Annotated in this window: 27 protein-coding genes; 4 read left to right on the top strand and 23 right to left on the bottom strand. The window is 44.6% G+C overall.

What is annotated here, in order from left to right; genetic code table 11:
- The coding region (locus G5B11_RS18975) for a hypothetical protein (protein WP_207719314.1) at window positions 1-252 on the top strand (252 nt) is incomplete at its 5' end.
- Window positions 253-351: 99 nt separating this feature from the next.
- Here G5B11_RS18975 and hcp read toward each other — a convergent pair.
- On the bottom strand, window positions 352-1947 hold the full coding sequence (hcp, locus tag G5B11_RS13800) for a hydroxylamine reductase (RefSeq protein ID WP_173728681.1): 1596 nt from the start codon (window positions 1945-1947) through the stop codon (window positions 352-354).
- 19 nt (window positions 1948-1966) lie between these two features.
- The gene (locus tag G5B11_RS13795; RefSeq protein WP_173728679.1) at window positions 1967-2677 is read right to left on the bottom strand and encodes an ATP-binding protein; all 711 of its coding nucleotides are present in this window, start codon (window positions 2675-2677) and stop codon (window positions 1967-1969) included.
- Window positions 2678-2761: 84 nt separating this feature from the next.
- On the opposite strand from G5B11_RS13795, the gene G5B11_RS13790 reads away from it, so the two are divergent.
- Entirely contained in the window at window positions 2762-3424 is a 663-nt protein-coding gene (locus G5B11_RS13790) for a Crp/Fnr family transcriptional regulator (protein ID WP_173728677.1), read from the top strand.
- Between the two features lie 393 nt (window positions 3425-3817).
- Entirely contained in the window at window positions 3818-4246 is a 429-nt protein-coding gene (locus tag G5B11_RS13785; protein WP_244093017.1) for a hypothetical protein, read from the top strand.
- Window positions 4247-4584: 338 nt separating this feature from the next.
- Here G5B11_RS13785 and rpsI read toward each other — a convergent pair whose 3' ends face one another.
- The 12 genes from rpsI to G5B11_RS13725 all read right to left on the bottom strand — a co-directional run bounded on the left by rpsI (window position 4585) and on the right by G5B11_RS13725 (window position 16184).
- Window positions 4585-4977 carry a 30S ribosomal protein S9 gene (gene rpsI / locus G5B11_RS13780; RefSeq protein WP_158420892.1) on the bottom strand — a complete coding sequence of 131 codons (393 nt, stop codon included), beginning with the start codon at window positions 4975-4977 and terminating at the stop codon, window positions 4585-4587.
- Window positions 4978-4994: 17 nt separating this feature from the next.
- Window positions 4995-5423, bottom strand: a complete 429-nt coding sequence (gene rplM / locus G5B11_RS13775; RefSeq protein ID WP_158420893.1) for a 50S ribosomal protein L13 — start codon at window positions 5421-5423, stop codon at window positions 4995-4997.
- A gap of 251 nt (window positions 5424-5674) precedes the next feature.
- Window positions 5675-6415 carry a tRNA pseudouridine(38-40) synthase TruA gene (gene truA, locus G5B11_RS13770; RefSeq protein ID WP_158420894.1) on the bottom strand — a complete coding sequence of 247 codons (741 nt, stop codon included), beginning with the start codon at window positions 6413-6415 and terminating at the stop codon, window positions 5675-5677.
- 3 nt (window positions 6416-6418) lie between these two features.
- A complete protein-coding gene (locus G5B11_RS13765; protein WP_158420895.1) occupies window positions 6419-7222 on the bottom strand; it encodes an energy-coupling factor transporter transmembrane component T family protein in 804 nt (267 codons plus the stop codon).
- Window positions 7215-8081, bottom strand: coding sequence for an energy-coupling factor transporter ATPase (locus tag G5B11_RS13760; protein ID WP_158420896.1), 867 nt, complete (start codon window positions 8079-8081; stop codon window positions 7215-7217). Before G5B11_RS13760 ends, G5B11_RS13765 begins: the two co-directional genes overlap by 8 nt.
- Complete coding sequence (locus G5B11_RS13755; RefSeq protein WP_158420897.1) at window positions 8072-8917, bottom strand: energy-coupling factor transporter ATPase; 846 nt, start codon at window positions 8915-8917, stop codon at window positions 8072-8074. Before G5B11_RS13755 ends, G5B11_RS13760 begins: the two co-directional genes overlap by 10 nt.
- Before the next feature lies 1 nt (window position 8918).
- The gene (gene yihA, locus G5B11_RS13750; protein WP_158420898.1) at window positions 8919-9545 is read right to left on the bottom strand and encodes a ribosome biogenesis GTP-binding protein YihA/YsxC; all 627 of its coding nucleotides are present in this window, start codon (window positions 9543-9545) and stop codon (window positions 8919-8921) included.
- A gap of 48 nt (window positions 9546-9593) precedes the next feature.
- Window positions 9594-11918 carry an endopeptidase La gene (gene lon / locus G5B11_RS13745; protein WP_173728675.1) on the bottom strand — a complete coding sequence of 775 codons (2325 nt, stop codon included), beginning with the start codon at window positions 11916-11918 and terminating at the stop codon, window positions 9594-9596.
- 18 nt (window positions 11919-11936) lie between these two features.
- The gene (gene clpX / locus G5B11_RS13740; RefSeq protein ID WP_173728673.1) at window positions 11937-13238 is read right to left on the bottom strand and encodes an ATP-dependent Clp protease ATP-binding subunit ClpX; all 1302 of its coding nucleotides are present in this window, start codon (window positions 13236-13238) and stop codon (window positions 11937-11939) included.
- A 168-nt stretch (window positions 13239-13406) separates the two neighbouring features.
- Window positions 13407-13988 (bottom strand): ATP-dependent Clp endopeptidase proteolytic subunit ClpP, encoded by a 582-nt coding sequence (clpP, locus tag G5B11_RS13735; RefSeq protein ID WP_173728671.1) that lies wholly within the window; start codon window positions 13986-13988, stop codon window positions 13407-13409.
- A 113-nt stretch (window positions 13989-14101) separates the two neighbouring features.
- On the bottom strand, window positions 14102-15388 hold the full coding sequence (gene tig, locus G5B11_RS13730) for a trigger factor (RefSeq protein ID WP_173728669.1): 1287 nt from the start codon (window positions 15386-15388) through the stop codon (window positions 14102-14104).
- A gap of 241 nt (window positions 15389-15629) precedes the next feature.
- The gene (locus tag G5B11_RS13725) at window positions 15630-16184 is read right to left on the bottom strand and encodes a DJ-1 family glyoxalase III (protein WP_173728667.1); all 555 of its coding nucleotides are present in this window, start codon (window positions 16182-16184) and stop codon (window positions 15630-15632) included.
- Window positions 16185-16302: 118 nt separating this feature from the next.
- Between G5B11_RS13725 and G5B11_RS13720 the strand changes: the two genes are divergently transcribed.
- On the top strand, window positions 16303-16764 hold the full coding sequence (locus G5B11_RS13720; protein WP_173728665.1) for a CYTH domain-containing protein: 462 nt from the start codon (window positions 16303-16305) through the stop codon (window positions 16762-16764).
- Between the two features lie 80 nt (window positions 16765-16844).
- On the opposite strand, the gene proC is transcribed toward G5B11_RS13720, so the two are convergent.
- The 9 genes from proC to G5B11_RS13675 all read right to left on the bottom strand — a co-directional run bounded on the left by proC (window position 16845) and on the right by G5B11_RS13675 (window position 22180).
- The gene (gene proC / locus G5B11_RS13715) at window positions 16845-17639 is read right to left on the bottom strand and encodes a pyrroline-5-carboxylate reductase (RefSeq protein WP_173728663.1); all 795 of its coding nucleotides are present in this window, start codon (window positions 17637-17639) and stop codon (window positions 16845-16847) included.
- 210 nt (window positions 17640-17849) lie between these two features.
- On the bottom strand, window positions 17850-18734 hold the full coding sequence (locus tag G5B11_RS13710; RefSeq protein ID WP_173728661.1) for a sigma-70 family RNA polymerase sigma factor: 885 nt from the start codon (window positions 18732-18734) through the stop codon (window positions 17850-17852).
- Between the two features lie 217 nt (window positions 18735-18951).
- Window positions 18952-19590 (bottom strand): hypothetical protein, encoded by a 639-nt coding sequence (locus G5B11_RS13705; protein ID WP_173728659.1) that lies wholly within the window; start codon window positions 19588-19590, stop codon window positions 18952-18954.
- Between the two features lie 303 nt (window positions 19591-19893).
- Window positions 19894-20061 (bottom strand): hypothetical protein, encoded by a 168-nt coding sequence (locus tag G5B11_RS13700; RefSeq protein WP_173728657.1) that lies wholly within the window; start codon window positions 20059-20061, stop codon window positions 19894-19896.
- A 191-nt stretch (window positions 20062-20252) separates the two neighbouring features.
- Window positions 20253-20441, bottom strand: a complete 189-nt coding sequence (locus tag G5B11_RS13695; RefSeq protein ID WP_173728655.1) for a hypothetical protein — start codon at window positions 20439-20441, stop codon at window positions 20253-20255.
- Window positions 20434-20706: a hypothetical protein gene (locus G5B11_RS13690; RefSeq protein ID WP_173728653.1), complete on the bottom strand. Its 273-nt coding sequence runs from the start codon at window positions 20704-20706 to the stop codon at window positions 20434-20436. Before G5B11_RS13690 ends, G5B11_RS13695 begins: the two co-directional genes overlap by 8 nt.
- A 215-nt stretch (window positions 20707-20921) precedes the next feature.
- A complete protein-coding gene (locus tag G5B11_RS13685; protein ID WP_173728651.1) occupies window positions 20922-21365 on the bottom strand; it encodes a hypothetical protein in 444 nt (147 codons plus the stop codon).
- A complete protein-coding gene (locus G5B11_RS13680; protein WP_173728649.1) occupies window positions 21352-21624 on the bottom strand; it encodes a hypothetical protein in 273 nt (90 codons plus the stop codon). The genes G5B11_RS13685 and G5B11_RS13680 overlap by 14 nt, the downstream gene beginning before the upstream one ends.
- A 343-nt stretch (window positions 21625-21967) precedes the next feature.
- Window positions 21968-22180, bottom strand: coding sequence for a hypothetical protein (locus G5B11_RS13675; protein WP_173728647.1), 213 nt, complete (start codon window positions 22178-22180; stop codon window positions 21968-21970).
- Between the last annotated feature and the right edge of the window lie 69 nt (window positions 22181-22249).

The raw sequence follows: 22249 nt of genomic DNA, 5'->3' as shown, positions 1-22249 counted from the left end.
AGGTACCATGTCATCCATGGAAAACATCATCATTTGTTCTCTTTTTTTATCTGTACTTTTCGTCATCATAAAAAACACCGCCCTTCTGATATTTATTATATCAGAAAAGTGGTTCCAACAATAGCAAAACCCTGCAAAAGCAGGGCTTTGTCTACAGTCTGCGGCGGCTTGAAATGTAGTATTTCAAGGCCGCCGTTCCGCGCCGCAAGGCCGATTGTAACGGTCTTGCTGTGTCACCAGCGCAGTTATTAAGAAAAGGGTCAATATAAACCGTTAACCGCTTGGCTACTGGGCAAAAGACGGAGACGAGGAGCAAGTAGTACTTACCCGTATATGCCCTGAACAGCGATGTTATTTGAGGAGATGCTTCAGATCCTCTTCCGGCGTAGTGATGGGGGCAATTCCGAAGTTCTCTACGAGATAGTTCAGCACATTGGGCGAAACGAACGCCGGCAGCGTGGGGCCAAGGCGGATATTCTTGATCCCCAAGTACAGCAGCGTCAGCAGGATGCACACAGCTTTTTGCTCGTACCAAGAGAGCACCATAGACAGCGGCAGATCGTTTACACCGCAACCGAAAGCATCGGCAAGGGCAATGGCAATCTGAATAGCGCTGTAAGCGTCGTTGCACTGTCCGACATCCATCAGACGGGGCAGACCGCCGATGGTGCCGAGGTCAAGGTCGTTGAAACGGTATTTGCCGCAGGCAAGGGTCAGCACTACGGTATCGGCAGGCGTCTGCTTGACAAACTCTGTATAGTAGTTGCGGCCGGGGCGTGCACCGTCGCAACCGGCAACCAAGAAGAAATGCCGGATTGCGCCGGACTTGACAGCCTCGATGACCCGATCTGCCACGCCAAGCACTGTGCTGCGGGCAAAACCAGTCAGGACCGCGTTGCCGCCGTTAATGCCGGTGAAAGGCTTGTCCTCGGAGTAACCGCCCAGTTCCAAAGCCTTCTCAATCACCGGGGTAAAGTCCCTGTCCTCTCCGATGTGCATCATTTCGGGGTAAGATACCACCGCCGTGGTGAACACACGGTCAGCATAGCTTGCTTTTGGCGGCATCAGACAGTTGGTGGTGAACAGCACCGGCGCGGGAAGCTCCGCAAATTCCTTCTGTTGGTTCTGCCATGCTGTGCCGAAATTGCCCTTGAGGTGGGAATACTTTTTCAGCTCAGGATAGCCGTGAGCGGGAAGCATTTCGCCGTGAGTGTAGATGTTGACGTCCTTGCCCTCGGTCTGCTCCAGAAGGAGCTTGAGATCGTGGAGGTCATGTCCGGAGATGACGATGAACGGCCCCTTTTCCACTGTCAGGGGTACGGTAACAGGCGTGGGCGTTCCATAGCTTTCGGTGTTGGCTTTGTCCAGAAGTGCCATGCACTTGAGATTTTTCTCACCAACCTCCATCACGATAGGCAGCAGCTCGTCCATGTCCCAATCCTCGCCAATGGCAAAGAGCGCCTTAGCGAAGAAGCGATTCACGGCTTCATCGGCATAGCCCAGCACCATGGCGTGATGGGCATAGGCTGCCATGCCCCGCACCCCGAAAAGAATGAGTGACTTGAGACTGCGCACATCTTCCTGCGCGTTCCAGAGCAAATTCATATCGTAATCATCATTCCGCCCACAACGAGAGCCGCAGCTGGAGCAGTTTGGTACCAGCCGTTCCTTTTCCGCGTGTACACGGTCGATCAGCTCGCGGATTGTCTTTTCGTTGAAGTTCACATTGGTGACGGTGGTGAACAGCCCCGTGATCATCAGCCGCCATGTGTCGGCGTTGACCGGGGTATCGCCGTCTGTGGCTCTGGCCAGCCCGATGAGTGCGCTCGTCAGCTCGTCCTGAAGTTTCGCCACATCGGCGGTCTTGCCGCAGACACCGGCCTTCCCGGTGCAGCCGGTGCAGCCCACTGTCTGTTCACACTGAAAGCAAAACATCTTGTTATCCATCTTGAAAGCCTCTCTTTCTTTAATCAAGTATATTTCCGTCCGTGGAAATAGTCATAACCTGCCACGGAATGAATTTTCCACTGTTCTGCAAAGCGGTTTTCGCTGCATACTCCAGTCCACCGCAGCAGGGAACCTCCATGCGCACGATGGTTACGCTCTTGATGTCGTTATTGCGAATGATCTCGGTGAGTTTTTCGGAATAGTCCACGCTGTCGAGCTTCGGGCAGCCCACCAAAGTGATATGTCCCTTAATGAACCGCTCGTGGAAAGCGGCATAGGCGTAAGCTGTGCAGTCGGCAGCAATAAGCAGCTTTGCACCGCCAAAATAAGGCGCATTCACGGGAACCAGCTTGATTTGTATCGGCCACTGGGAAAGACGGCTTTGCACCTGGGCGGGAGTAGCCGTAGCGCCGGACGGCTCTGTGTGCTGCATGGTTTTCATCCGTGTTCCGGGGCAGCCACCGTGAAGGTGCATCCCCTCCTGCTGCATCTTTTTCTGTTTATTGGCGAGTACCGCCTGTTCATCATATGCAGCAGCTTCACGTTCCACAAAGGAGATCGCCTCGGTGGGACAAGTGGGCAGACAGTCACCCAAACCGTCACAGTAATCGTCCCGCATCAGCTTTGCCTTGCCGTCCACCATGGTGATAGCGCCCTCGTGGCAAGCGGCAGCACAGGCACCGCAGCCGTTGCATTTATCTTGATCGATCTCAATAATTCTTCTTTTCATAATCGTGCCTCCTTGCTTTTTTAAGCATACTATACTATAATACAATCAACAAGTCGGTTGAATTTTCAACGAGAGAGGATTTTTATGAAAGATTTTTTATCCATTCTTCGGTCATCTCAGCTTTTCTCCGGCATTTCCGAGAATGAGCTTACATCCATGCTGTCCTGTCTTGGCACAAGAAAAGAGGATTTTCCAAAGAAAGCTTTTGTGCTGCGCGCCGGTGATACGGTAGGTTCGATCGGTATTGTGCTGTCGGGAAGTGTACTGATTATACAGGAGGATATTTGGGGAAACTGGAATATCCTTTCAAAATCCGGACCGGGACAGACCTTTGCTGCCGTCTATGCCTGCGCTCCAGGTTCCAGACTGAATGTAAGCGTCATAGCGGAAACGCCTGTCACCGTAATGTTTTTGAATGTAAAGCGCATCCTAAATGTGTGCCCGTCTGCATGCTCACATCACAGCCGAGTAATCCGAAATCTTCTCAGTGAACTTGCCGAGAAAAATCTGCGGTTTAACGAAAAACTCACGCATATGGGACAGCGTACCACGCGGGCAAAGATCATGTCCTACCTTTCCGCAGAAGCACAGCGACTCGGAAAATACGAATTTGACATTCCTTTTTCAAGACAGCAGCTTGCGGATTATCTTGGCGTTGAGCGTAGCGGACTGTCGCTGGAGCTTGGAAAGATGAAAAAGGATGGTCTCCTCGATTATCACAAGAACCATTTTGTCTTGCGGTTATAACGTCTTAATTCCAGTAAAGGGATATCCTCACAGTTATGGCTTTTTGCATACTTAAGTTTATCGCTGGTTGGACAAGCGTAGCTATCAACATCAAGACAATTACAACAATCCAAATATTTGTCCAAGATGACTTTCGTGGCCAAGTTATTGGCACTCTGACAGCAGTATCATATGTGATGCAGTTTCTCTTCTATTTAGATCAGTTGAAAGAATTAGGCTTTTCCATTGATGTGAAACGCCCGCCTATTATGCCAGCACAACGCTTTTAGAAAAGGAAGTCAAGGAATTGACAGAAGATGAGCGAATCAAAAGAAGAAACGCTTTATTAGATGAACAGTTTGGATTTTAGGCTCCCAAGAATCGCTGTATGCGATAAGAAGGAGGCTATTATTTATGAAATTACCAAATGGTTATGGAAGTGTAACCAAAATGTCAGGGAAAAGACGAAATCCCTGGGTTGTAAGAAAAACAGACGGATATATACTTGATCCGGAAAAAGGGACAAAGAAACAGAATTATATTATCATCGGATATGCTTTGAAATATGATATCTGCAACAAAGATTATTCTACGTATGTCGATGTTGCAAAATATAAGGATCGTAATCCAAACAAACTTGACCGCAACAAATTCAGCAAAGAAGAAGTTGAACGTGTATGGACCATGCAGGAGGATCCCTATTATCAGATTGTTCTGATGCTTCTCTACAACGGCTGCCGTATCAGAGAATTTCTGGATCTTAAGAAAGAAAATGTCCATCTGGAAGATTGTCGGACATTCCGGAGCAATGACTCTTACAGAACGTGTCTACACGCATCTTGATGTTCGGATCTTGATTGATGCCGTAAGCAAAATTGTGGAGGATAGAGAAAATGGAGAGGAAGGTATATAAACAGAAAAAAGCAGATATCAGGAGTATAAAAATCTTACTCGTATCTGCTTTTCTTATACCTCTCTGTTTCATCAAAAATCCGACCACATAGTTGCTGTGATTTTTGCTGCATACATGATGCATACGCGCTACATATCCACAAAGTTCCACCACGTTTCTGAGCATCTCACTGGGATGCATGGGTAAAGAAAAACCCCAGAAGCACAAGGTTTCTGAGGTTTTGTATACGTTTTGATCGTTCTTTTGATTATCTCTTTGAGAACTGAAATTATCGCTTGCTGAACTGCGGAGCGCGACGAGCGGCTTTGAGACCGTATTTCTTACGCTCTTTCATACGTGGATCACGTGTAAGGAATCCAGCAGCTTTAAGAACTGGTCTGTACTCGTTGTCTGCCTCAAGAAGGGCTCTTGCAACACCATGACGGATCGCACCAGCCTGTCCTGTGTATCCACCACCATGAACATTAACAAGTACATCAAACTTGCCTTCTGTTTCTGTAGCAACCAGTGGCTGACGAACGATAACTTTCAGTGTATCTAATCCAAAATATTCATCAATGTCTCTTTTATTAATAGTGATTTTACCGGTTCCAGGTACCAGATAAACTCTTGCAACTGATTTTTTTCTTCTTCCTGTTCCGTAGAATTTTGCGCTAGCCAATGTTTTCTACCTCCTCATTAAAATGTTAAAACTTCCGGTTTCTGAGCCTCATGTTTGTGTTCAGATCCCGCATAAACGAAAAGTTTCTTGTACATGGTTCTTCCAAGAGGTCCCTTAGGAAGCATTCCTTTCACTGCCAGCTCAACAACCTTCTCCGGTTTTTTAGCCATCATTTCTTTTAATGTAGTCTCTCTCATGCCGCCAACATAATCAGAGTGGTTGTAATAAACTTTCTGATCAAGCTTCTTACCTGTAACTTTGATCTTGTCAGCATTGATGATGATCACATAATCACCTGTGTCTACGTGAGGTGTAAACTGTGGTTTATTCTTTCCTCTTAAAACGCTTGCAACACCGGAAGCCAGACGGCCAAGGGTGCATCCAGCAGCGTCAACTACATACCATTTTCTTTCGATTTTATCTGGATTAGCCATATAAGTCTGCATGGTTTTACCTCCTGCTATTTATCAACGATTGTTTGTCAAACTGCGGTATCCCGCAAATATTTATAATCCTGAACGTACATGCAAAAAACTGCGGAAATGTCCGAAACCGCTGATAAATACTGTCGCCGGGGCTATTGGCTTAAGTATCTTCGCACTACGTCACATTGAGTAATTATATTATACCGGCAGCAGTATGTCAACTACTTTTTCGCCTTATGGATACAAAAATATGCATAAAATATAAGCAAAAATCAATCAAAAAACTGGATTCCCATAAGAGTCAGGCCTTTTGCCGGTGCGGTAGGCCCTGCTGCCTCCCTGTCACAGGCATCCAGGATATCCTTGATCTTCTCTGGTGGATACTGACCATTGCCGATCTCGATCAATGTACCGGAAATGATCCTTACCATATTGTAAAGAAATCCGGTTCCGGTTACCTGGATCGTTACCACATCTCCGTCTCGCCATACGTCCATTCCTGTAATGGTACGAATGGTTGTCTTTACCTGGGCCTTCGCCCCGCAAAAGCTGGCAAAATCATGACGTCCGATGAGAAAAGAAGTGGCTTCTCTCATCTTATCCACATCCAGCTTGTAATGGTAAAAATATGAATACAGCCGTTCTGTAGGTACAGGAAATTTGCGATTAAGGATCCGGTACTGATAAGTCTTTTCGCTGTCACAATACCTGGGATGAAAATCCGGATCCACTTCTTCAGAAAGCTGGATGCGGATATCCTCCGGAAGCCTCTGATTCAGAGCATAAGAAATCTTTTCGCCCGGAATCCGTGTCTCAGTATCAAACACAGCCACATTTCCCATTGCATGCACCCCTGCATCTGTACGGCTGGCTCCAATGGTCTCAATCTGTTCTCCCAGCAACTGGGATAAGGTTTCATTCAAAACGCTTTGTACTGTAATCCCATTTGGCTGCACCTGCCATCCACTGTAATTGGTTCCATCGTACGCTACTACAAGTCCGATTCTTTTCATATTTTATATCCCCACTACCCGAAACAGGATTGCAATTGCCAGATATCCGGTCAGAATCCCATAGGCTGCATAATCCCTGCCTGCATATTTCAAAGGTTTCATCTGTGTCCTGTCATCTCCGCCATGATAGCACCTTGCTTCCATGGCCATTGCCAGATCATTGGCACGACGAAAAGCTGAAATAAACAACGGAACAAGCAGCGGAACCATATTCTTTGCTTTCTGTATCAGATTTCCGTTTTCAAAGTCTGCTCCTCTTGCAATCTGCGCTTTCATGATCTTATCTGTCTCTTCCAGCAAAATAGGAATAAATCGCAGTGCAATGGACATCATCATTGCAATCTCGTGAACCGGAACATGGATCTTATTCAAAGGACGAAGCTGACGTTCTAATCCATCGGTAAGCTGATTGGGTGTTGTGGTAAGAGTCATAATGGAAGATCCGATCACCAGATAGATCAGACGTATAGCCATTCTCCCTGCCAGCACCAGACCTTCTTTTGTCACCTTAATAAATCCCCAACGCCATAACACTTCGCCTGGTGTAAGGATAATATTAAAAACAATAGTAAATAACAAAAGTACAAAAATCGCTTTCAGGCCTTTAAAAATAAACTTAACAGGTACCTTGGAAATCAGGATCACGCTGCCCAGAAATACTGTAGCAACCAAATATCCCCAAAATGTATGAAAAGCAAACACTGAAACAATAAACATCAATGTACCCAAAAGCTTAGTTCTTGGATCCAGCTTATGAATCAGAGAATCGGCAGGATAATACTGGCCAATGGTAATATCTCTAATCATCTGCCTTTCCTCCCTTCTTCAGTGCTTTCAGAATGCTGTCTTTTGCTTCTTCCACAGTGATGGCATTTACATCCACATCCAGCCCTTTTTCCTTCAGGGCATGCATAATATAAGTGATCTGCGGAGCTGCCAGCCCCATTTTTTCCAGTTCCTGATAATGGGAAAATACCTTTCTTGGTGTGTCATCAAATACAGCTTCACCATGATTCATAACCACCAGCCGTTCCACATACTTGGCAATATCTTCCATACTGTGAGATACAAGGATAATGGTGATACCGCGCATTTTATGAAGGAGCTGGATCTGATCCAGGATATCATCACGGCCTTTAGGATCCAATCCTGCAGTAGGCTCATCAAGAATCAGGATCTTTGGATTCATTGCCAACACACCTGCAATGGCAACTCTTTTTTTCTGTCCTCCGGAAAGTTCAAAGGGTGATTTACTGAAATACTCTTCTTTAAATCCAACATGGGCAAGAGCTTTTCTGGCTTCTTTCTCAGCCTCCTCCCGGCTCAGTCCCTGATTCATAGGTCCAAAGCATACATCGGATAAAACATCACTTTCAAAAAGCTGATGCTCTGGATACTGGAATACCAGCCCAACCTCACTTCGCAGCTTTCTGCGGTCATATTTTTCTTCCCATATATCCTCTCCATTATAAAGGATCGTGCCTGAGGTAGGACGGATCAGCGCATTGAAATGCTGGATCAATGTGGATTTTCCACTGCCTGTATGGCCAATGATCCCCATAAACTGTCCATCTGGGATCACAAGGTTAATATTTTTTAATGCATGTATCTCATAAGCCGTTTCCGGGCTGTACGTATAGGTAACATTCTTAAGTTCTATTGACATAATGCACTCACCAATTCCTCTGTTGTCAGTATTCCCTCCGGGATATCCACACCAGCCTCATGAAGTTCATGAGCCAGCAAAGTTACCTGGGGAACATCCAGTCTGTATTCCTTCAGTCTTTCCACCTGTGAAAAGATCTCCCTTGGAGTTCCCTGCATAACAATCTTACCGCTGTCCATTACATAAACCTTGTCCGCATGGATGACTTCTTCCATATAGTGAGTGATCAGAATCACTGTCACATTTTCTTTCTTATTCAGTTCGGAAACTGCTTCCAGAACCTCATGCCTGCCATTCGGGTCCAACATAGCTGTGGGCTCATCCAGAACAATGCACTGAGGTCGCATGGCCATTACACCTGCAATGGCAACTCTCTGCTTCTGTCCTCCGGAAAGCTTGTTAGGTGAATGGTGGCGGTATGCTGTCATCCCTGTTTTTCTCAGACTGTCACCCACACGTTTCCAGATATCCTCTGTAGGCACACCCATATTTTCAGGGCCAAAGCCTACGTCCTCCTCAACAACAGTTCCAATGATCTGATTGTCCGGATTCTGAAAAACCATTCCTGCTTTCTGGCGGATCTTCCACAATTCCTGCTCCTTGGATGTATCCATATCATCCACCCAGATCGTCCCCTCGGAAGGAAGGAGCAGTGCATTTAATTGCTTTGCCAGTGTGGACTTCCCAGAACCGTTATGTCCCAGGATAGCCACAAAGCTCCCGGCTTCAATGTCCAGGTTTATATCATCGACGGCTCTCTGCATTTCCTGCACATTGCCGTCTTCGTCATACTTGAAATAGTCAAATCCCAGCTTGAACGCCTTAATTATTCCCATATTATTTCTCCTGTAAGTTGGTCTGCTCAGTAACTGCCGGAATCTGTCCGGTCAATTCATCGATCAATGCCCAGATTTCATCTCTTCCTTGCTTTGTCTCAGCAGAAAATGGGATCATAATGCTTCCAGGCCGGAGATTCAACCCGGTTTTGATCGCTTTAAGATTTTTCTGTATCTGGCTGCGCTTTAATTTGTCCATTTTGGTTGCAATGATAATAGGATTGTAGCCGTTATGTACCACCCAATCATACATCATCTTATCATTTGCAGAAGGATCATGTCGGATATCCACCAGCAGAAATACTGCTTTCAATACTTTTGAAGTATGAAGATACCTTTCGATCATCTTTCCCCATTTTTCTTTTTCAGATTGGGGAACCTTCGCATATCCGTATCCTGGAAGATCTACAAGATAAATACTTTCGTTTATATTGTAGAAATTAATGGTCTGAGTCTTGCCTGGCTGCGCACTTGTCCTTGCAAGAGCCTTTCGGTTCACCAGACTGTTGATCAGTGAGGACTTTCCTACGTTGGACTTTCCTGCAAATGCCACTTCCGGTCTTCCTGTATCCGGAAGTTTACTGGTGATCCCGCACACAATATCTAATGAAACATTTTTAATTACCATGTAATAATCTCCTTTGCTGCCATGGAACCGCCTTTTTATGCAAAGCCTTTATTTTTTTCCGGAAGAAAGGGCATGCTCCAGAACCTGTCCCATTGTTTCCACATAACAGATTTTCAGATCTTTCGTGATCTCTTTATCCATTTCCTGGACATCCCTTTTATTTTCCTTTGGAACCAGGACTTCTTTGATCCCTGCGTATTTTGCTGCCAGAAGCTTTTCTTTCAGACCTCCGATAGGAAGGACTCTTCCTCTCAGAGTGATCTCTCCTGTCATAGCTACCTCAGCCCGTACAGGAACCTGGATCACAGCTGACAAAATAGCAGTGGCCATGGTAATGCCGGCTGAAGGTCCATCCTTTGGTACAGCGCCCTCCGGGATATGTACATGAATGTCGTTTTCCCTGAAAAATTCAGGAAGGATCCCATATTTCCCGGCTACAGAACGAATATAGCTGATACCAGCCTGTGCAGATTCTTTCATTACATCTCCCAGCTGACCGGTAAGAAGAAGTTCCCCTTTTCCCGGCATTACATTTACTTCGATCTGAAGTGTGTCGCCACCCACCTGAGTCCATGCCAGTCCACGTGCAATACCAATTTCATCTTTTTTATTTGCCATCAGGTAATCATATCTTTCTTTTCCAAGGTACTCTGAAAGATTCTTCCCGGTTACACGTATCTTATCCTTTCCCTGTTCCATAATGGCTCTTGCAGTCTTTCTGCAGATCCTGCCAATACACCGCTCCAGGGAACGTACACCTGCTTCTTTTGTATAATTATTAATCATCTTACGGACAGCGCTGCCCTGTATGGTAAGCATGTCCTTACTGATGCCATTGATTTCCATCTGCTTTGGAATAAGATGCTCTTTGGCAATATGCTCTTTTTCATTTTCTGTATAACCGGAAATATCCAAAATCTCCATACGGTCAAGAAGCGGTCTTGGAATGCCTTGCAGATCATTCGCAGTTGCAATAAAAAGAACCTCTGAAAGATCCTGAGGGATCTCTACATAATGGTCAATAAATCTGCTGTTCTGTTCAGGATCAAGAACCTCGAGAAGTGCTGATGATGTATCTCCCTTGTAATCACTGCTGGTCTTGTCAATCTCATCAAGCAGGATCAGCGGATTGCTTACACCAGCCTGTGCAAGAGCTGCAGTCACCCTTCCAGGCATTGCTCCCACGTAGGTTTTCCTGTGTCCCCGGATCTCTGCCTCATCACGTACACCGCCCAGACAGATCCTCACATATTTTTTATCCAATGCCTCTGCTACAGACCTGGCAATAGAGGTTTTTCCGGTACCCGGAGGTCCTACCAGACACAGGATCGGGCTTTTACCTTTATGGGTCAGGCTTCTTACAGAAAGAAATTCCATGATCCTCTCTTTTATTTCCTTCAATCCGTAATGTCCTTTTTGCAGGATCTTCCATGCCTTTTCAAGGTCTTCTGAATCCTGTGACCGCTTATCCCATGGAAGGGAAAGCAGTGTTTCTATATAGCTGCGCTCTACTGTGCTTTCTGCACTGTTGCCATTAATACTTTTGAAACGGTCAATTTCTTTGTTGATCTTCTCTTTTACTTCTTTTGATGCCTGCAGTTCTTTTAGTCTTTTCCTGTATTCTTCAGCATCATCCAGAATATTATTCTCACCCAGTTCCTCCCGGATCACCTTTAACTGCTCCCGGAGAATGTACTCCCGCTGATTCTTATCTACCCTGGCTTTCAGCTTCTGCTGAAGTTCTTTGGTAATGCCCAAAAGATCGATCTCATTGGTGAGAAGTGCGCCGAGTACTTCGTACTGCTCCTCAAGGCCTGACGCTTCAAGAAATCTCTGCCTGTTCTGATAAGTAAGAGGCAGATTCACAGCAACCTGCTGGATCAGTTCTTCCACATCTGCAATATCCAGAATACGTACTGCCATCTCCTTACTCATCTTACCATTGTCCTGGCAATACTGCTGGAAAAGGTCATGAATGCTGCGATGCATGGCAGCCTTTACCGGTGCCTGCAGCTCTTCTTCCTCCTGCCGGATCATGGAAACCTCAGCCTTAAGATAAGGCTCTTCCTGATCCAGGGCCAATAAGTCCGCTTTTTCTGTTCCTTCTACCAGAACCCTTAAAAGATTCTGGGGAAGCTTTACTACTTGTTTTACATAGGCGATCGTTCCGGTCTGATATAAATCCCGGAGTTCTGGTGTTTCCTGCCTGGAATTTCTCTGTGTCACCAGAAAAATCTTCTGGTCCTGGACCATTGCTGCCTCAATCGCCTTCATGGAACGCTTGCGGCTTATATCAAAATGAACAACCATTCCCGGAAGAATAGTAGTTCCCCTAAGTGCTATGGCAGGCATTATAATGACTGGTTCACTCATCTATTGTCTATCCCTTCATCAGGCTGTTTCCGGGGTTCCGCTTTTCTTGATTCTTGGACTTTTACGGCCTGCCGGTTGTGCCGGAGCTTCTCCCCGGACAATCTCCGGTTTGCCGGTTCCCTCTACAACCTCTTTAGTAATAATACATTTGCGGATAGTATCATCTGAAGGAGCCTGATACATCAGATCCATCAGCGTACTCTCCATAATGGCACGCAGACCTCTGGCACCTGTCCGGCGCTCCATGGATCTTCTTGCCATCATTTCCAGTGCTTCTTCCTTAAAATCAAGTTCCACACCATCTAATTCAAACAATTTGTGATACTGCTTTGTCAATGAATTCTTAGGCTCGCGAAGAATACGGATTAAAGCCTTCTCATCCAAACTGTCCAGAGTAACAACTACCGGCAAACGCCCTACAAACTCCGGAATCAGGCCATATTTGATCAGATCTTCCGGCATAACATCCTTAAGCACGTCACCTACGTTCCTCTCTTCTTTAGAGGTAACTTCTGCGCCAAAACCAATGGCTTTGGTATCCTGTCTGGATTCAATGATCTTTTCAAGACCATCAAAAGCACCACCGCAGATGAACAGGATATTGGTAGTATCAATCTGCAAAAATTCCTGATGAGGATGCTTTCTTCCTCCCTGCGGCGGAACGCTTGCCACTGTGCCCTCCAGGATTTTCAAAAGAGCCTGCTGTACGCCTTCGCCGGAAACATCTCTGGTGATGGAAACATTCTCTGATTTTCTTGTAATCTTATCGATCTCATCAATATAAATAATGCCATACTGAGCTCTCTCAATATCATAATCTGCTGCCTGGATAATCTTTAAAAGGATATTCTCCACATCCTCGCCTACATATCCGGCTTCTGTAAGAGTGGTGGCATCTGCAATGGCAAAAGGTACATTTAAAAGCCGTGCCAATGTCTGTGCCAGAAGTGTCTTACCGGATCCGGTGGGTCCAAGCATAAGAATATTGCTCTTCTGCAGTTCCACATCCAGGTTCCTGGATGCGGTCACTCTTTTATAATGATTATATACTGCTACGGAAAGAACCTTTTTTGCTTCATCCTGTCCGATCACATAATCGTCCAGAATGGCATGGATCTCTTCCGGCTTAAGCAAATTGATCTCAGATCCCAGTTCTTGATCGTATCCTCCAAATTCCTCTTCCATGATCTCTGCACAGATACCTACGCATTCATCACAGATATATGCGCCGTCCGGTCCTGCGATCAGCTTCTTTACCTGATCCTCCGTTTTACGGCAAAAGGAACATCTTATTTTTCCCTCTCTTATCTTCTCTGCCATGGGTCAATACATTTCCTTTCTATTTCTTTGCAGAAGCTTTCCCATAAAAAATACAGTTTCTGCGTCTTTCCTTTTTAAGCAAGATAAGACTCCTGATGTTCAGGAGTCTTTTCTTAATCATTACATACAAAAGAAAGCTCCTGTTTGAGTCCTCTTTTGTTTATGTTGTTACTTATGCATGACAACACCATCGATCAGGCCATAAGCTTTGGCTTCTTCTGCTGACATATAATTATCCCTGTCAGTGTCCCTCTCTACAACCTCCAGTGGCTGTCCGGTATTGGCAGCAAGAATCTCATTTAAGGTTCTTTTCGTTTTTGCAATATGATCAGCTACGATCTGGATCTCTGTAGCCTGTCCCTGGGCACCGCCTGAGGGCTGATGAATCATGATCGTTGAGTTTGGAAGGGCAAATCTCTTACCTTTCGTACCTCCGGCCAGAAGAAATGCTCCCATGCTGGCAGCCATTCCAAGACATATTGTAGATACATCACATTTGATATACTGCATTGTATCATAAATAGCCATGCCGGCTGTCACAGAACCTCCCGGGCTGTTAATATAAAGCTGAATATCCTTTCCAGGGTCTTCTGCTTCCAGGAAAAGCAGCTCAGCCACTACAAGGCTTGCGCTTACATCATTCACTTCTTCTCCCAGGAAAATGATCCTGTCCTTTAAAAGTCTAGAATAAATATCGTAACTTCTTTCCCCTCTGCTTGTCTGTTCAATGACATATGGCACTAAACTCATAATTTCCTCTTTTCTACTCTCTGATTAAACGTAACTGTTCAGTACCCTTACAGTTGCGAGGCAGAATATGTTTCAAAACACCTCACAGGATACTTCCTATTGAATAGTTACAATTAAGCTTCTTTTGCAGCATCAGCTAACATAGTAACTGCTTTCTGTACTGCCAGGTCTTCTTTCATCTGTCCAAGACCCTGCTCGCCAAGAAGCTCTCTGACTTTGTCAGCTTCCATCTTATACATCTCAGCCATCTTGCTGATCTCTTCATTGATCTCATCCTCAGATGCTTCGATATTCTCTGTCTCAACCACTTTCTCAAGAACCAATCTAGTCTGGATTCTCTTAAGAGCCTGTGGCTTCATATCTTCCATCATCTTGTCCATGCTCTGACCTGTGAACTGGAAGTACTGCTCCATGGAAAGGCCCTGGGACTGCATTCTTCTTCCGAAGTCATCCATCATCTGACGGCACTGTGTATCGATCATTGCCTCTGGAATATCCATCTGTGCATTCTCGATCACTTTATCGATCACTGCGTTCTCTTTTGCAGTTTTTGCTTCTGCTTCTTTTTTCTCTGTCAGTTCCTTCTTAACATTCTCTTTGTACTCAGCAAGAGTATCGAACTCAGAAACATCCTTTGCAAAATCATCATCCAGCTCCGGAAGTTCTTTTGTTTCGATCTTCTTAACATCACACTGGAATACAGCTTCTTTGCCTGCAAGCTCTTTTGCCTGATATTCCTCTGGGAATGTAACCTTAACTTCTACATGGTCACCTGTATTTGCACCGATCAGCTGATCCTCAAATCCAGGAATAAATGTGTTGGAGCCAATAGTCAGCGGATAATCGCTGCCCTTGCCGCCTTCAAATGCAACACCGTCTGTGAATCCTTCAAAGTCGATAGTAACAATATCATCCTTCTGTGCTGCACGATCCTCTACAGTGATTGTTCTGGAGTTCTTCTCCTGCTCTTTCTTAACTTCAGCATCAACTTCTTCATCTGTTACACTGATCTCTGTCTTCGGAACTTCCAGTCCCTTATACTCACCAAGAGTAACTTCCGGCTTAACAGCTACTTCTGCTGTAAAGATAAAGTCTTTTCCAGGCTCCATCTGTACAACGTCGATCTTAGGCTGGGAAACGATCTCAAGTTCGCTCTCTGCAGCAGCTTTGCTATAATGCTCCGGTAACAGTGCATTCACAGCATCCTCCAGGAATACTCCCTTTCCGTACATCTTCTCGATCATCTTTCTTGGAGCTTTTCCTTTACGGAATCCAGGAATGGAAATTCTGTTTTTTGCTTTTTTGTAAGCACCTTCCATTGCCTTGTCTAAATCCTCAGCAGAAACTTCAATCGTAAGCTTCGCCATGTTTTTTTCCATTTTCTCAACCTGTAAACTCATTTTCGTGTTCCTCCTTAAAATTCAGGTAAAATAATTCATTGCCATCCGGTCTGTCAAATATCCATGCAGGCAGTCACTGTCTCAGACTTCTGGCCTTTAATTTTTATAACGCTCATGAATAACGCTACAATTCTTTACAATTACAGTCATTGTAGTAGTATAGCACAGGAGTTTCAAAAACGCTAGTGTTTTTTCAAAGGAAAGCCCCCATTTTACATGGTTTTTCCGGCAAAAGACCATTTTACCGGGTATATACTACTGATTCTGCAATTTCATCTGCTTTTTCTTTTCCAAGAAGCTGTTCAATCAGGGATAGTGCAAAATCAACGGCTGTACCCAGTCCCCTGCTGGTGGTAATATTGCCATCTGTTACCACTTTTTCTAAGGATTTTTCTGCCCCTTTTAATCCGTCCATGCAGGAAGGATAAGCAGTTGCTTTCTTTCCCTCCAGAAGTCCCAGGGAAGCCAGCACAGTAGGTGCTGCGCAGATAGCTCCGATTTTTCCGCCTTTCTGATCAAATTGTGTCAACAATCTTGCAAGCGGCTCATACTCTCCCAGGTACTTTGTCCCCGGCATCCCGCCAGGAAGCACCAGCATATCCGCATCTAAAAAATCAGTTTCATCAAATAAAGAATCTGCCAAAAGGGCAATATGGTGAGAAGTAACTACTTCTTTTTTGTCCATAATTGAAACGGTAGTGATCCGGATCCCTGCCCTGCGCATCAGATCTACTACAGCAAGTCCTTCAATATCTTCAAATCCGTCTGCCAGAAAAATATAAACATTCTTTGCCATTATTATTTCCTCTTTCTTCCTATTTTATTTCTCCCTTGTTCCATGTATAATGAGATTGGGTTTTCCCACATTATAAATGGTATTGGTTTTCCCCATATTATATAAGGAGGCTTTTATTATGGAAATCGAACGAAAATTCCTGATTTCTCAGGAAAATCTGCCCCAAAACCTGGTATCTTATCCTTCAAAAAAGATCCAACAGGGATATCTGTGTACAGATCCTGTTGTCCGTATCCGCAGATCCAATGATTCTTATTATCTTACCTATAAATCCAAAGGGCTGATGTGCCGTGAAGAATACAATCTGCCTCTTACTCAGGAAGCTTATGAGCACCTGAAGCCTAAAACAGATGGTGTTATCATATCAAAAACCAGGTATGTGATTCCGGAAAAGGACGGTCTGACCATTGAATTGGACATATTTGACGCTCCATATCAGGGGCTTTTCCTTGCAGAGGTAGAATTCTCTTCTGAAGAAGAAGCTATATCTTATATACCTCCAGAATGGTTCGGTGAAGAAGTAACTAACTCTTCCAAATATCACAACAGCACTTTAAGTAAGGGAAATTGCCAGTTGTAGCAGTTTTAAGTATTTCCGATTATCTGTATCTTGATTACAGTTTGCTCTGTATCCAGATGCATTTTTATCTGATTTTTTATTTACATCTTTTTGCCTTTATCTGCGCAGGCCTGAAGTGCTTCAAAAACAGCGCTTCTAAAGCCTGCCTTTTCCAAAGCACGCACACCCTCAATGGTGGTTCCTGCCGGTGAGCATACCATATCTTTTAATTCTCCAGGATGCATTCCTGTCTCAAGTACCATCCTGGCACTTCCCAGAACAGACTGTGCAGCAAACTGGTATGCCTGTTTTCTTGGCATCCCCTGTGCCACTGCTGCATCTGCCATTGCTTCAATGAATATAAATACGTATGCAGGAGAACACCCACTGACTGCTCCCACTGCATCCATCAATCGCTCCGGCACAACCTGCGTTTTGCCAAAACTGTCTGTGATCTTCAATACCTGTTCCAGATCATCATCTGTTACCAGTTCATTTCTGCAAACGCCTGTCATACCTTCCCCTACCTGAGCCGGGGTATTTGGCATAAGGCGTACTACTTTCAGGGATGTCTGACATATTTCCTGTATCCAGTCCAGACTTTTCCCTGGTGCAATACCGATCACCATATGCTCTGGAGTAAGATCCGCCCGCACTTCTTCGATCACTTCCTGATAGAACTGTGGCTTAACGGCCAGAATGATCGTCTTTGCATTTTTAACTACCTGGCGATTGTCCAGGGTGGTTACAACTCCCAGCTTTTCCCTGCTTCTTTTGCTGCCTTCTTCTGTAAGATTTGATACAATGATCTCATCCTTCTGAAAAATCCCTTTTTTCAGGATCCCGCTGATCATCGCAGATCCCATGTTCCCACATCCGATAAATCCAATTTTCATCTTCTTTGTCTCCTTGTATACATATACATCTTTAACAAAACACCCCTGAAAGCCTGCTATTACAAGCGTTCAGGGGTTCAGCAAGCAGATAACGGGAGACGTATCTCATGTTTTTACCCCATTTTCTGCCGTTTTTCACGTTATCTTAAGTCATTTTATCACTGTTTTTTTCTTCTCACAATAGATTTTTCTCTTTTTATTACCGTTTTATTACCGCTCTAACTCTGATATTGCGACCCTTTCCGTGCTACTTGTCCAAGTGGTATTGAACCGTTCAGCGCCATTTCCGCGTAGTGCCTCACTGTATATAATATCGTAATCAGTATTATGATCAATAAATGGTCTTAGCTGACGTATAGCGGACGGACTGCGTAATTCCCGAAGTCCTTTTGCTTGCCAGCGCCGGGCTTGTGCGTCCGTGATCCCTGCTTTGCCGGCAATCTCCCGGAAAGATAAGTTCTTTTGGAACCTGTCCCGCAATACTTCCGCAGATCTGCCCGGCAGATCATCCACAAGGGGCCATAAAACACTTTTTAGCTGTTCAGCCTGCAATTCTTCAAGTAGGTCATTATCTTGTCTTTCCGGGCTTTCTACAATGTCGGAAAACGTATCGCTGCCCTCATCCCCTATTGGTACATCAAGGCTTGACACCTGTTCCGCAACAGCAGCCTTTTTTACTTCATCCAGGCGTTTATAACTGACACCTAAATAATGCGCCGCTTCCTGATCAGAGGGAGCACGCCCAAAGCTGGCCATATAAGCAGACACAAATTTTTTATATTTGCGTGTTTTCTGCTGCAGTCCAAACGGGATCTTAACAAGGCCGGAACACTCATCAATATACCTCTGCATGCTCTGCCGGATCCAAAACGCTGCATAGTTTATAAAGGGTGTTTCAGAATCCGGATCATAGCCATCAACAGCATTGCAGAGACCAATATAACCCTGCTGGGTAAGATCTTCCATGTCCTCATATGCAGAATATCTTTTCGCAATGGTAAATATAAAGCGCTGGCACTGCTGCCAGAGGGCAAGCATGTTATCCGCTACGGCTTCCCCGGCTTTAATCCGTAAAACAAGCTGTTCATTCGTCATTTTTTGCTCGCCCTCCTTTCTGCTGTTATATTATTGCGTGAAATGTATATTTTACGCAATTATTTGCTGGCATACTGCACAATTTTTCTATTGCGTATAGTGCATTATATATAATCCTGTGCATATGGTGTTTTTTGGTGTTAAATTGTTTCTATTGTGTATCCTATGTTAGCTGTTTTCTGACAATTCAAAGTTGAAAATCAGCCATTTTCCGGGATCAGATCAAAGACAAGTCATCATTCAAGCTGGTATTTACAAATTCGCTCATACTATCCATGGACGCAACAACACCAACATTTGACTGGTTAAAACTTCCCCACGCTTTACCTTTACCAGAACGCACGTCTGCAACTATATAACGGTTAATATTCTCTTTAAGCTGTTCCAGAAGCTGGATATTTCTATCTCGGTTGTCTGCTGGGATCAATGCCGCAAAGTCTTTATCTATTTCCTTTCCGGACTTCAAGAAAGCGTTACGCAAGGAAGAAAGCGCTATCTGATCATCTTTATATACTTCAATAATGGCCTGCGCATCCTCTGGACGTGTAATGGATCCGCTTTTAATAGCTTCAAGGGTGTTTGCAAGTCCAATCTGATAGCCTGCGTCTGTAAGACGCTGTGCAAGCCCTGAACCCCATTTCTGTTTTAATCCCTGAACGCCTGCGTCAACAGCGCTTATGGCTGTATCACGGTATTTCTGGGCTTTTGTGTTCAGATCTGCGCTAACCTGCGCAAGCTTCTGTTCCTTCCCTTCCGGGGTATATGCTGGATCTGCATTAATAACAGCCGCTTTGGCCTGTGCCCCTTGGTATTCCTTTTTAAAGCCCTGCAGGGCGTCTACAATAGTTTTCTTCATGTTTGTGCTCATGCTCTCCTACCTCTCTTTCTTTAATAAAAAAAAGACGCAGGAACGGCTATTATAACCATTCCCACGCCCTTTAGGACTTCCGGGCAACTATGCAAACCCGGGGTACTGATCTAATTATACAGGATTTCCGGACACCCTGCAACAGATCAGACTTTATTTACAACCTTGACAATTCTAAACATTAAGAACCTTAACATTTCTTAACATGTTAGCATTTGTTAGCATTTATCAACCTTAGCATTTCTTAGCATACGTCAACAAAAGTCAACATCTACACGCCCGTTATCGTGTTTATAAAAGGCTTTTGTTTAGTCCTTTAACTTCCACATAAGCCTTTTTATAAGCGCCTTCCTGCCGGTCCTTAGTGACCTTGCAGGACTTCACAACAGGCCGCAACAATAAAAGGATCTGCTTCAATTCTTCCGTATCCTGGTATGATACCCGTATTTTTACGCTCATTTTTTGCCCTCCTTTCCTCTGTGATCCGGCAGTATTGGCAGCACGCCGGGGTATTGCTCCACGCCCTCAGGGTATATTTATTGCACCTGCTGCCGTTCCGGTTCAGACTGCTGGTAACAGCATTCCCGGAATGACTGGCAGGCTTTCCCGGCTCCTGGTTCACGCTTCCAGGAATAGCGCCGGGATTTCTTTTATTTCATCTCGATCAACAGCGGCCGCCTTTCTTCTGCCAGCAAGAACACCTTTTGCAGGAAGTGCGCCGCAGGCCGTGGCCTTTGCACTGATAACAGCACTGATTTAATCATTTGGCAATCTTCCGGCGTGCATTTGGACAATTCAATAACAAACTGCGCACCCAAGTAACAAATCCGATCATCCATTATATGTACCTCCTGCAGCCTGTTTTGTGTTTGCGGCTTTTCTGCGTGCCCGCTCTTCCCGGATCCCGTGAATGCGTCCCAAATTATAAAATAAACTTGCTCCAAATGGGCCTGTATAATTTGAGCCGTATAACTTCCAGCGTTTCACCATGGCTTCGTACAGGTTTCCAAGTTCCGTGCCCTTCCAGAATACAGCGGTCTGATATTTTGATATATCAATGTCTTTTTCAATGTTGATCACTGGCGTGATTTTCTCTTTCTTCACTTTAGCCTTGCCTTTCCGTCATAATAATTATATAATGACTATGCGTTTAATGCCCTGTATTGCCCTGTTATGAAAAGCTCTCCTTCTTTCCATGGCAGGGCTTTACTATTGTTAGTTACGATTCTTACAGTTTCTTGCCGTGCGTGTACTCATAGTACAGAATTGACGCCACACCGGCCATAAATAATATGATCATGTCTGCTATTGTCATTCCTCTATACCTCCCTTGTGCCTACGGCGCCGCATATTGTAAAACGGCTGCTATTTCTTGAATCCACGCAACAGGATAAATCATCTAAATGACTTTCAATATCTGCAACCCTGCTTCCTACACTGTCCATTATGTCTGCCAGGCTTTCTACTGCGTCTGCGATCCGTTCCAGCGGATCATGTTCCGGGGCGGCCTGGACAGGTGGATACACACCAGAGGACGCAACCCAAACATTATCATCCCCGTAATGCTCACAGAGCACAGACAAAGCGAAGTCTGATAGGTTAAAAATATGTGATAGTTTTTCTGTTCCGACCTTTCCGGGGTTGTATATTACTATCTGGAAGTCGCCGCAATACCTTTCGTCTTCCTGCAGTAACCGTAAAGCAAAATCCTGTACACTTTCCGGCGTGTCATCTGTTCTAATCCAAATCTTAATATCTTTCATGTTCTGCCTCCTGTTCTTTCATCATGATTTCTTTCATAATGGCTAATTCTTTAACTTTCAAGTTGTCATTCTCATCCCTGGTCTTTTCGATCTGCTCTACCAGTTCCAGGAACTCAGCCCCGCCGGGATCCACCCGGCAAAGCTTGGCTTCTGCAGACGCAACAAAATACAGATTCCTGCGTATCTGCTGCCTGGTCTGTTTTAGATCCTCATTCAGGCTAGATAATTTGCCTTTGGGAAAATTTGTAAAAATAAGCATGTGCTGCAGTCTCCTTTCTGGTTCACGTACTAGATCACCTTTTCTATATACACTGGCTAAGTGAGCGAGTACGGCGAAAACCCTTTATTTATGCGGTCTTATCGTACTGAACAACGTGATCTAGTACGGTAATTCTATGGTTCAATAAGCTGATTCTGTGATTCTCTTCGTACTGAATCATTTGTACTGTACTGAATCACGTTGTTCAGTACATAGAACCCTTATAAATACTATATTTTTATCGTACTGAATCATTTATTTTGGGGCTGTATAGGAACCTGCTCAAGTAAACGGATATAAAACTTTTTTTCATGGGGGTATAAACACACATGTTGCAATGTTGTCATGTTGCAATTGGTAAATCTTGTTGCACTGCATCATGTGCAACATCAGTAGCGTGTGCAACATTAAAAAATCCATTTACGTTCCCCCCCCCTTTTACTTGTATCGTATCGCTGATTAATTCCATCCACTCCTTGGAATAAATCATCGTTATCTTTAATAAATTTACAGTTATATAAAATATACATGCTACCAACGCTACTAATGCTACCAAACCCACAGAGCCCCTGATTTTACTGCATTTTTGAGGTAGCATCACCATATTTATTTAACGCTACTCTAA

The organism is Blautia glucerasea, from assembly GCF_013304385.1.
Taxonomy (GTDB): domain Bacteria; phylum Bacillota; class Clostridia; order Lachnospirales; family Lachnospiraceae; genus Blautia_A; species Blautia_A ammoniilytica.
This window is presented reverse-complemented; position numbering and strand designations above follow the sequence as displayed.

Coding starts and splice junctions, on each gene's coding strand:
- G5B11_RS13760 (WP_158420896.1), bottom strand. CDS start 8,081: ATGTCAATAGAACTTAAGAATGTTACCTATACGTACAGCCCGGAAACG.
- lon (WP_173728675.1), bottom strand. CDS start 11,918: ATGAGTGAACCAGTCATTATAATGCCTGCCATAGCACTTAGGGGAACT.
- G5B11_RS13680 (WP_173728649.1), bottom strand. CDS start 21,624: ATGCTTATTTTTACAAATTTTCCCAAAGGCAAATTATCTAGCCTGAAT.
- G5B11_RS13755 (WP_158420897.1), bottom strand. CDS start 8,917: ATGGGAATAATTAAGGCGTTCAAGCTGGGATTTGACTATTTCAAGTAT.
- rplM (WP_158420893.1), bottom strand. CDS start 5,423: ATGCAGACTTATATGGCTAATCCAGATAAAATCGAAAGAAAATGGTAT.
- G5B11_RS13705 (WP_173728659.1), bottom strand. CDS start 19,590: ATGAAGAAAACTATTGTAGACGCCCTGCAGGGCTTTAAAAAGGAATAC.
- hcp (WP_173728681.1), bottom strand. CDS start 1,947: ATGGATAACAAGATGTTTTGCTTTCAGTGTGAACAGACAGTGGGCTGC.
- G5B11_RS13795 (WP_173728679.1), bottom strand. CDS start 2,677: ATGAAAAGAAGAATTATTGAGATCGATCAAGATAAATGCAACGGCTGC.
- clpP (WP_173728671.1), bottom strand. CDS start 13,988: ATGAGTTTAGTGCCATATGTCATTGAACAGACAAGCAGAGGGGAAAGA.
- truA (WP_158420894.1), bottom strand. CDS start 6,415: ATGAAAAGAATCGGACTTGTAGTAGCGTACGATGGAACCAATTACAGT.
- tig (WP_173728669.1), bottom strand. CDS start 15,388: ATGAGTTTACAGGTTGAGAAAATGGAAAAAAACATGGCGAAGCTTACG.
- G5B11_RS13710 (WP_173728661.1), bottom strand. CDS start 18,734: ATGACGAATGAACAGCTTGTTTTACGGATTAAAGCCGGGGAAGCCGTA.
- G5B11_RS13720 (WP_173728665.1), top strand. CDS start 16,303: ATGGAAATCGAACGAAAATTCCTGATTTCTCAGGAAAATCTGCCCCAA.
- clpX (WP_173728673.1), bottom strand. CDS start 13,238: ATGGCAGAGAAGATAAGAGAGGGAAAAATAAGATGTTCCTTTTGCCGT.
- G5B11_RS13765 (WP_158420895.1), bottom strand. CDS start 7,222: ATGATTAGAGATATTACCATTGGCCAGTATTATCCTGCCGATTCTCTG.
- G5B11_RS13785 (WP_244093017.1), top strand. CDS start 3,818: ATGAAATTACCAAATGGTTATGGAAGTGTAACCAAAATGTCAGGGAAA.
- G5B11_RS13700 (WP_173728657.1), bottom strand. CDS start 20,061: ATGAGCGTAAAAATACGGGTATCATACCAGGATACGGAAGAATTGAAG.
- proC (WP_173728663.1), bottom strand. CDS start 17,639: ATGAAAATTGGATTTATCGGATGTGGGAACATGGGATCTGCGATGATC.
- G5B11_RS13790 (WP_173728677.1), top strand. CDS start 2,762: ATGAAAGATTTTTTATCCATTCTTCGGTCATCTCAGCTTTTCTCCGGC.
- G5B11_RS13725 (WP_173728667.1), bottom strand. CDS start 16,184: ATGGCAAAGAATGTTTATATTTTTCTGGCAGACGGATTTGAAGATATT.
- G5B11_RS13695 (WP_173728655.1), bottom strand. CDS start 20,441: ATGGATGATCGGATTTGTTACTTGGGTGCGCAGTTTGTTATTGAATTG.
- G5B11_RS13685 (WP_173728651.1), bottom strand. CDS start 21,365: ATGAAAGATATTAAGATTTGGATTAGAACAGATGACACGCCGGAAAGT.
- yihA (WP_158420898.1), bottom strand. CDS start 9,545: ATGGTAATTAAAAATGTTTCATTAGATATTGTGTGCGGGATCACCAGT.